Genomic DNA, 1,329 nt, shown 5'->3' on the forward strand with positions numbered 1-1,329 from the left:
ACAGTTAGCTTACCAGGCTAAAATATAGAGTTTGGAGGGTATACCAGAGGTGTCTTTATACATTTTGTATCTCGGTAACTAAGTGGTAGTAATACATCAATTGCAATACAACACATCAAGGAAAGTGTACTAATCAACCCAAATTGGACACATTTAGTTGAGAATTTTCAAACTCTATGGGTGACAAATCACCATTGGCAGAATGCAGTCGCTCTATTTTGTAATACTTCATATAAGCTGCCACATCTTGTTTCATAAATTCCCTCGTTGGCTGACTCACCTTAAAAAGCCAATCGTGTTTTAAGCTACCAAAGAAGCGTTCTACAACAGCATTATCCCAACAAGCACCCACATCGCCCATACTGGCTCGGATACTATAGCTCGATAACAGCTTACGATATCGCTTGCTGGTATACTGTGAGCCACGATCACTGTGAAATACAAGGCCTTTAGGCGGTGGACGTAGGTTATAGGCTTTCATTAATGCTTTGCACACCAAATCGGTTGTCATCCGCTTATCGATATGCCAGCCAACAATTCGACGAGAGTATAAATCCATCACCACGGCCAAATACATCCAACCTTCACCTGTCTTTAAGTAAGTCACATCGCCAGCCCAAATCTGGTTGGCTGCAGTGGGGTTAAAGTTCTGGTTTAACCAGTTATCGGCGCATGCTTACGCTTCGTTGTGACCCTGTAAGCCTGATGTTGTGTAACTTTTAGGTGTAGGTAGCGACCCATTTGATAGCCTTCTTTACGCAATTTCTTCACCATTTCACGATTTCCTAAACTGCCCCGGCTTTTTCTAAATAATTTTCAAATAAGGTGATAAAGCTTCAAAGTATCAAGGCTAATCACCGCTACAGGACGTTTGAGCCAATCGTAATAGCCTGATTTACTTACACTCATCACGCGGCATAACAATGCTACAGGGAAATGGTTAGATTGTTTTTTAATGAAGCAAAATTTCACTTCATTTCTTTCGCAAAGAAGGCACTGGCCTTTTTTAAAATTTCTTTCTCCATGCGTAATGCTTTGTTTTCTTTACGTAATCGTTTCAGTTCATCGCGCTCAGACTCTTCTAAGGCAATGCCTTTCTGCTGAGCTTCGTATTTTTCTTTCCACTTGTAAAGCAGGCTAGTAGCGACTCCGAGTGACTTTGCTGCATCAGCAAGACTGTAGCCTTGCTCTAGCACCATCAAAACAGCTTCATCTTTAAATGACTGAGGATAGCTTTTATGGGATTTTTTCAGACTCATATAGACCTCTTAACTCATTGACAGTATTGTCTCAAAATTAAGTGTCCGATGGCATTAGACCAGTACAAAC

Annotated in this window: 1 pseudogene; it reads right to left on the reverse strand. The window is 41.0% G+C overall.

Going from position 1 to position 1,329, the window contains the following annotated elements:
- Positions 1-133 precede the first annotated feature (133 nt).
- Positions 134-1,259: pseudogene (locus ACQ96U_RS27070) on the reverse strand (IS3 family transposase).
- Positions 1,260-1,329: the final 70 nt, after the last annotated feature.

This window comes from Zooshikella sp. RANM57 (assembly GCF_050749885.1).
GTDB lineage: Bacteria > Pseudomonadota > Gammaproteobacteria > Pseudomonadales > Zooshikellaceae > Zooshikella.